Annotated in this window: 8 protein-coding genes; 5 read left to right on the top strand and 3 right to left on the bottom strand. The window is 62.4% G+C overall.

The features are described from left to right. From ACTS2Z_RS11940 to ACTS2Z_RS11920, 5 genes are all read left to right on the top strand, one after another. Nucleotides 1-893 (top strand): aldehyde dehydrogenase family protein (locus tag ACTS2Z_RS11940; RefSeq protein WP_442573435.1); only part of this gene is annotated, 893 nt, incomplete at its 5' end. A 16-nt stretch (nucleotides 894-909) separates the two neighbouring features. Beyond that, nucleotides 910-2,289: an aromatic ring-hydroxylating oxygenase subunit alpha gene (locus tag ACTS2Z_RS11935; protein ID WP_442573434.1), complete on the top strand. Its 1,380-nt coding sequence runs from the start codon at nucleotides 910-912 to the stop codon at nucleotides 2,287-2,289. Continuing rightward, entirely contained in the window at nucleotides 2,286-2,789 is a 504-nt protein-coding gene (locus tag ACTS2Z_RS11930) for an aromatic-ring-hydroxylating dioxygenase subunit beta (protein WP_442573433.1), read from the top strand. The genes ACTS2Z_RS11935 and ACTS2Z_RS11930 overlap by 4 nt, the downstream gene beginning before the upstream one ends. Nucleotides 2,790-2,897: 108 nt before the next feature. Beyond that, nucleotides 2,898-3,659 carry a hypothetical protein gene (locus ACTS2Z_RS11925; protein ID WP_442573432.1) on the top strand — a complete coding sequence of 254 codons (762 nt, stop codon included), beginning with the start codon at nucleotides 2,898-2,900 and terminating at the stop codon, nucleotides 3,657-3,659. 17 nt (nucleotides 3,660-3,676) lie between these two features. Continuing rightward, complete coding sequence (locus tag ACTS2Z_RS11920) at nucleotides 3,677-4,507, top strand: sulfite exporter TauE/SafE family protein (protein ID WP_442573431.1); 831 nt, start codon at nucleotides 3,677-3,679, stop codon at nucleotides 4,505-4,507. Here ACTS2Z_RS11920 and ACTS2Z_RS11915 read toward each other — a convergent pair. From ACTS2Z_RS11915 to ACTS2Z_RS11905, 3 genes are read right to left on the bottom strand one after another with little or no spacing between them, the layout of a single operon-like run. Beyond that, nucleotides 4,467-5,534, bottom strand: a complete 1,068-nt coding sequence (locus ACTS2Z_RS11915; protein WP_442573430.1) for a GlxA family transcriptional regulator — start codon at nucleotides 5,532-5,534, stop codon at nucleotides 4,467-4,469. The genes ACTS2Z_RS11920 and ACTS2Z_RS11915 overlap by 41 nt on opposite strands. 16 nt (nucleotides 5,535-5,550) lie before the next feature. Next, a complete protein-coding gene (locus ACTS2Z_RS11910; RefSeq protein WP_442573429.1) occupies nucleotides 5,551-5,868 on the bottom strand; it encodes a 2Fe-2S iron-sulfur cluster-binding protein in 318 nt (105 codons plus the stop codon). Further along, complete coding sequence (locus ACTS2Z_RS11905; protein WP_442573428.1) at nucleotides 5,865-7,169, bottom strand: MFS transporter; 1,305 nt, start codon at nucleotides 7,167-7,169, stop codon at nucleotides 5,865-5,867. Before ACTS2Z_RS11905 ends, ACTS2Z_RS11910 begins: the two co-directional genes overlap by 4 nt. Between the last annotated feature and the right edge of the window lie 632 nt (nucleotides 7,170-7,801).

The following is a 7,801-nucleotide window of genomic DNA, read 5'->3' as shown; positions in this document are numbered from 1 at the left end:
CACCGGGCAGCTGCCTGGAACTGGCGCGCTGTCTCGATGACGCTGGTCTGCCCAAGGGCGTGCTGAACGTCGTCTTTGGCGTGCCCGCCATGATCTCCGATTACCTGATCGCCTCGCCGGTAATCCGGAAGATTTCCTTCACCGGTTCCACGGGCGTCGGCAAGCATCTCGCCTCGCTCGCGGGCGCGCAGATGAAGCCGGTCACGATGGAACTGGGGGGGCATGCGCCGGTTATCGTCTTTGAGGACGCCGACCTTGACCTCGCCGTGCGCATGTCCGGCGGGTCGAAATACCGCAATGCCGGACAGATCTGCATCGCGCCAACACGTTTCTACGTGCACGAGAGCGTCCACGACAGCTTCGCAAGGAAGCTGGCAGAGCATGCGAGCGCAATCCGCATCGGCAATGGCCTCGATCCGCAAAGCGGGATGGGGCCACTGGCCAATGGCCGCCGCCTCGTCGCCATGAACGAGATGGTGGGCAATGCGCTGGGCGAAGGGGCACGCCTGATGGCGGGCGGCAAGGGGCCAGGCGGCAAGGGCAATTTCTGGGAGCCTACCGTCCTGGCCCATGTGCCCAATTCAGCGCGGATCATGAACGAGGAACCGTTCGGCCCGGTCGCCGTGACGCGTCCCTTTTCCAGCTTTGACGAGGTGGTCGCACAAGCGAACCGGCTGCCCTATGGCCTTGCTGCCTACGCCTATACCCGCTCCTCGCGCACGGCTGCCGATATCGGCGATGCTATCGAGGCCGGCATGATCGGCATCAATTTCTCCATCCTGACTGGGCCGGAAACGCATTTCGGCGGGGTGAAGGATAGCGGGCACGGTTCCGAGGGCGGGATCGAAGGGCTCGATGCCTATCTCGTGCCCAAATACATCGCACACGGCTAGGGGAAGGAGCGCATCCATGGCGCACCACGAGGACTTTGCTGATCTGATTGATGACCGCCCGGATGAGGGTGTCTTCCGCGTTCACCGGCGCGTCTTTACCGATCCGGAGCTCTTCGAACTGGAGATGAAATACATCTTCGAGAGCGGCTGGGTGTTTGTCGGTCTCGCCTCTCAATTGGCCAGGCCACACGACTTCTTCACCACAACCATTGGCCGCCACCAGATACTGGTGACGCGCAATGGCGAGGGCGAAATCAAGGCGTTTCACAATTCCTGCCCGCACAAGGGCGCGCGCATCTGCCAGCACGAGGCTGGCAACGCAAAGCTGCATGTCTGCCCCTACCATAGCTGGTCCTTTGACAGCTCCGGCCGCAACCGCGCCATCAAGGGCAAGGCCGCTGGCGCGTATAGCGAGGCCTTCGAGGCCGCCAGTCACGACCTCTTTACGGTGGCCGCCTTTGGCGAGTATCGCGGCTTCCTCTTTGCCAGCCTCAGTGCCGATGTGCCGCCTCTGGAGGAGTATCTTGGCGATGCGCGCCCGCTCATCGATCTCATCGCTGACCAGAGCCCGGACGGCATGGAGCTCGTCCCCGGATCGGTCAGCTTCACCTTCGATGCCAACTGGAAGCTGCAGCTGGAGAACTGCTCCGACCAGTATCACTTCTCCTCGGTACACCCGTCCTATCTGCGCATTCTCGACCGGCGCACGCAGCGTGCGTATGAAGGCTCGACCCGCAATATGTGGGACGTGAACAAGCGCGAAGAGGAAAAGCCCGGGGAGCCGACCGGCGGCACCTATAATTTCTCGCAAGGCCATGTTCTTAACTGGCGCATGCCCGATACGCCTGAAGCCCTGCCGCTCTATGAGCGCAGCGACGAGCTGGCGGCCCGCGTCGGCGAAGCCAAACGTGACTGGATGTTCTACTCGCGCAACCTGACGCTGTTTCCGAACGTCCAGTTTGCCGAGAACGCGTCCAGCCAGCTGCGCATCATCCGGCCGATATCGGTGAACCGCACCGAGATGCGTACCTTCTGCATCGCCCCCAAGGGTGAAAGCGCCGAGGCCCGGCGCGTACGCATCCGCCAGTATGAAGATTTCTTCAATCCGACAGGCCTGGCAACGCCTGATGACGCTGTCGTCTATGAGGCGTGTCAGGAGGGCTATGTGTCCGAAGCCGATCCGTGGTTGCAGGGTTATTCGCGTGGCATGTGCGCCAGCAAGCCTGGACCGGACCGGTTCGCCGATGCCATCGGCCTCAAACCCGCCAGCTCCGTTTCGGCGGACCGCTGGCTCAGCGACGAGACCATCTTCCACGCCTATTACCGGGCCTGGCGCGAGCGCATGGTATCGGGCGGCAAGGTGCATGAAGGCGCGCCGCGCCAGCGGAGGGCATGATGACCGCTCTGACCTACGAGGACGCACGCGACCTGTTGTTTGCTGAAGGCAACGCGCTCGATGAGCGCCGCTGGGAAGACTGGCTCGGTCTCTATACCGAAGACGCTGTCTACTGGGTGCCGGCCTGGAAGAACGAGACGGAAACCACGGGCGATCCCGACAGCGAACTGTCGATGATCTATTATGAGAGCCGCGCCGGTCTGGAAGACAGGGTGTGGCGTCTGAAAAGCGGCCTCTCGGTGGCCTCGAACCCGCTGCGGCGCACAGCCCACATGCTCAGCCATATCCAGCTTGCCGGTGAGCACGAGAGCGGTGATGCGCTGGTGAAGGCCAGTGGCTGCGTTCACGTCTATGATCCGAAGCGCAAGGTGCAGCACGTCTTTTTCGGCCTCTACACTTACCGGCTGCGGCAAGGGCAAGAGGGCTGGCAAATAGCAGGCAAAACCGTGCGCCTGCTGAACGATACCATTCCGGCGGTCGCAGACGTCTACATGCTCTGAACGTGCTGGAAGAGGCGTGCAGATGGCCGTTTTTGCGATGGCTTTGGCCGGTTGATGTGAAGCCAGCCCGTTAGTCTGGCGGCCGGAACGTTTGATGAGGTGGATGAGATGTCTGTGTCCTTCGAAGAACTCTCCCGGCGCGCCGAGGAGCACGAGGAAAAGATGAGCCGCGAGCTCGACGAGGTCGTCGTCAAGTCCGTGCTCTACATGTCAGGGGACATCGATCCGGTGGAGCCACGCGCCCGGCCCACGAAGGAGCAGACCGCAGGCCGCCACTTCCTGATGCGAGAGGATCCGCGGCTTCGCAAGATGCCCGACAACCCGACGCTGATCGATTTCTTCAAATACCGCTTCGGGCCGTCCCAGCACCTGCTTCAGAGTGCGCGGCTGGCCATGAAGAACGGCCTCGATGAAAAGACGGTCCTTGCCTGTCTGCTGCATGATGTCGCCGTGTTCGGACTGATCCGCTCGGACCATGGCTATTGGGGCGCGCAGCTGATCGAGCCCTATGTGGACGAGGAGGTTAGCTGGTCGGTCCGGGCGCACCAGGCGCTGCGCTTCTATCCTGACGAGTCGGTCGGCTATGAGTATCCGGAGGCCTATCTGCGCATGTTCGGCGCGGACTATGTGCCCGATCCCTATATCGACCGGGAGTATCAGGCGGCCAGGAACCATAAATGGTACATGACCGCCCGGATGATCACGGTGAATGACCTCTACTCCTTCGATCCGGACTCTTATGTCGAGATTGAGGAATTCGAGGACATTATCGGCCGCAATTTCAAGACGCCCAAGGAAGGGCTCGGCTGGGACAATTCGCCCTCCAGCCATATGTGGCGGACCATCATCGCGCCGACGCGCTTCCTCTGAGCTGACAAGGCAAGGCCATGCCCGCTGATCTGAACCTGCTTCTCCTGCTGGCGAGCGTTCTGGCTGTGGCGGGTGTCGCCGCCGGTCTGCTGGCCGGCCTTCTGGGCGTCGGCGGCGGCATCGTGATGGTGCCGATCCTCTACTTCGTTTTCGGCTATATCGAAGGGATTGATGAGGCTGTCCGCATGCACATGGCGGTTGGCACCTCGCTGGCCGCGATGATCCCCACCTCCATCAGCTCGGCGAGGGCCCACCATGCGCGCGGCTCGGTGGACGCAGAGCTTTTCATCCGCTGGCTGCCCGGCATCATTCTGGGTGTGCTGGCCGGTGTCCTTGTCGCCAGCTTTGTGCGTGGACCGGTTCTGATGACGGTCTTTGCCGTCTTCGCCGCCATCATTTCCCTGCACATGCTGTTCGGGCGCGAGAGCTGGCGCATCTCCGATTCCTTGCCCGGTGCCAACGCGCAGCGCGCCATCGCGGCAGGCATTGCCGGCATTTCGGTGATGATGGGTATTGGCGGAGGCACGTTCACCGTGCCGGTTCTGACCCTGTTCGGCTATCCCATCCACCGAGCTGTCGGAACGGCAGCGGCCATTGGCGTGCTGATAGCGATACCTGGCGCTATCGGCTTCATTGCGGGCGGGTGGGGTCTTCCGGGCCGTCCGCCCGGATCGCTCGGCTATGCAAGCCTGGTCGGTGTCGCGGCCCTGATCCCGACCACCATATTGGCCGCGCCATGGGGCGTCGCGCTGGCGCACCGCCTGTCGCGGGTCTGGCTTCGGCGCGCGTTCGCGATCTTCCTGGGCCTTACTTCTTTGCGGATGGTGGCAAGTCTTCTGGGCTTGTAGGCCCGTCCTGCCTTGCCGCCTTGCGGTAGGCGAGGGGTGTCACACCCATCGTCTTGCGGAAGACCTGCGACAGATGACCGGCGCTGGAAAACCCTGACCTGCGCGCAACGCTTTCGAGCGATGCCGTAGACGAGACAAGCCAGCGCCGGGCGGTCTCCAGCCTTGTCTGCTCGATGAAGCGCGCCGGTGACAGACCGGTTTCCTGCCGGAAACGGCGCGAGAAATTGCGCTCGCTCATCGCAAACTGGCGGGCAAGGTCTCCGACCGGGGGGCAGGTGTCGATATGGCGCGCAATCCACTCGGCGGCCTGTACGATGCGCGGCTGTTCAGCCGACTGGGCGGCAAGTTCGGCGCTGATCTGTGGCTGCTCGCCGGGGCGCAAGCGCGGCACGACCAGCATGTGCGCCACCTTGGCGGCTATGGCGTGACCTGCATCTTCCTCGACCATGTCGATCGCCAGATCGAGGCTGGCGCTCGCACCGGCTGCGCTGGAGATGCGCCCGTCGCGTACATAGAGCGCGCCGCGCTGCAGGCGCACCTCGGGAAACTCGCGCTCGAAATCCTCTTCAAATCGCCAGTGCGTCACGCAGCGATGCCCGCCCAGCAAGCCTGCCGCCGCCAGAATGAAAGCGCCGCCGCCAAAGGCGACGAGCCGCCTCGCGCTGACGGCTGCCTCGCGTAGCCAGGCGAGGGACGCCTTGTCGGCCATGACCGGCCTGATGCCGGATCCGCCCGGAATGACGATGGTATCGGGCCGCACACCGGCAAAGTCGCCAAAGGGCCGGGTGTTGATCACCAGCCCTGCAGCGGACTGGATATTGCCGCCCCGCACGGAGGCTGCCGCAATCGCATAGGCCGGAGGGCCGCCTTCGCCCTCAATGGCTTTGTTGGCAGCAGAAAACGCCTCGCACGGTCCGGTCAGGCTGAGCAGTTGCGCGCCATCATACGCCATCAGCAGGATCAGGCGCGGCGTGTCGTTGCCGCGAATCGCGTTCTTGCCCGACACAGCCGGTGAGGGCGGCCTCATTTGCGCGTCCGCGCCATCACTCCTCCGGAGCGATGGTCACGGCAAGCCCGTCCAGTGCCTCGACGATACGGATCTGGCAGGACAGGCGGGATGTCTCGCGCATGTTGTCGGAGGTTTCCAGCAAGTCTGCCTCGTCCGGTCCGCGCGCGGGCAGCGCTCCGGCGGCGTCCGCATCGACATAGACATGGCAGGTCGCACATGCGCAGCACCCGCCACAGATCGCCAGAATGTCGTCAATGCCGCTATCGCGGATCACTTCCATCAGCGACAGGCCCGGGCGTGCCTCAAGGGTACGCGTTTCCCCGTCACGCAAGGTGACCTTCACATTGATCATGGCTTGATGACCCCAGCTTCGGTTGCCGACGCCTTTACCGCAGGACTGACAGGAATCCAGTAGGCAGGCTTCATGAACCAGATAAGCACGGCAGCAATGATCGGAAGAACCGTGAAGAGGATGAACGAGGAATTGTACGAACCACTCATGTCATAGAGCCGGCCCATGATCCACGGACCGATGGCAAACCCAAGGCTTACAATCGCGGTGTAGATGCCGATCAGCGTGCCGTAATTCTCCAGTCCGAACGCGTGCTTTGTCATGACGGTCGTATCCAGCAGCACCGCTGCATGGCCGACCGCGCGCAGGATGATGAAGCCGAAGAAAATCAGCGGATTGACCAGCAGGAAGGCAAACAGCGCCGTCGCCGTCAGTGTCAGGTAGAGAAATGACAGGCCCTTGTGCGAGCTGCGGTCGAGCAGATTGCCGATCAGGACGCGGCAGGCAATGCCGATCAGCCCGATGGCGCTGATGCCAAGCGCCGTCATTTCCCGCGACAGGCCCAGATCGTTGAAGATGAGTACCTGGTGCTGGATGAAGGCCTGATCCACAAGGGCAGCAATGAACACGGCGGCGGCAATGAGCCAGAAGGACGGGTTGCGCGTCAGGACAAGCAGGGCTTGCGTGGAGGCGCGGTTCTTCGCCTTGCGCTCGGCCTTTTCCTCTTCGGTCGGTTTGCGGCCGAGGCGCGGCACATCAATGCTGGCAATAGCACGGCTGAAAAAGCCGAGATACAGCATGGGCAGGGCAATGAACCAGATGCCCAGTGACATCGCCGCAATGCCTGCGCGCCATCCCAGCGCGGCGATCAGGGCTGCCACGATCAGAGGCACGATGACCGAACCAAGGCTGGTGCCCAGAAGCGCGACGCCCATCGCGGTGCCTTGCGAGGCGTGGAAGGTGCGCGAGACCAGCACTTTCACCGCGACCATGGCGCCGGGCCCCGCAAGCCCCAGCATCACGCCGGAAAGATAATAGACGGTGAGGTTTGGAACCCACAGGAAGCTCACAAGCGCAAATCCGCCAATCCCTATCGTCAGGGCGAGTGCAGAGCGCACGCCCATCACGTCTACGAAGCGGCCGACCAGCAGGGCCGCCACCGCGCCCGTAAGGTATTTGGCGGAGGCAAGAAGCGTTGCCTGTTCGCGGGTCCAGCCGAATTCGGCGATGACCTCGCTGAACACGAAGGGCAGGGCGAAGGCCGGCGCGCTGAACCCCAGCAAAAGACAGCTGAAGGCTACGACCAGGGCGGGCCAGTTTCCGCTGATTTCCGCGCGGAATGTCTCGTCGAATCTGAACATGTCTTCCCCGGAACTGGGCCGCATGTGAGCGCGGCTCTTTATGTCGTTGGGCCATGTATTACACCCGCTTGGCGCCAGGGCAGGAGCTATTGGTCAGCGCTGCTACGCGGTCCGGACTTCGCCGGCATGGCCTTGCCGGCAAATATGAAGACGTCTGTGTATATTGGCAAGTCTGTGGCTGATGACGCCGGTGCCAGCTGAGTTGGTGAGACTGGGATGGTGCCAGCGGCGCCACCTTGGATTTTCTTCCTTAAGGCGAATTAATGTTCAGTACTGGCAGGAAATGAATGTCTCTGAAAGGCGAAGGTGTTTGCCAGCGATCAGGAAGGTTTGCCCCGATTTTGCGGCAAGCTGCCCGGCGCCACATTTGGATCGAAATAAGCGCAGACGTCTGATCGTATATTGACAATCACCCTGATTTACGGTGAACCTGAAGACCTCTAGCAGGACGCAGGCCTCCGTAATGTGCGGAAGAACCAATGCCAGCGCCGTAAACGCTGAGGGGGAGGAACAGAAAATTGACCCGTCGATTCAACGCACTTCATTCCGTGGCTGCCACTGCTCTCATGCTGGGGCTGGCCGGACACGCCGTATCTCAGGAACAGGCTGGCGAGGCTTCTGCCCAGACTCAG

Origin of the sequence: Glycocaulis sp., from assembly GCF_052168375.1 — a bacterium.
Lineage (GTDB): Bacteria > Pseudomonadota > Alphaproteobacteria > Caulobacterales > Maricaulaceae > Glycocaulis.
This window is presented reverse-complemented; position numbering and strand designations above follow the sequence as displayed.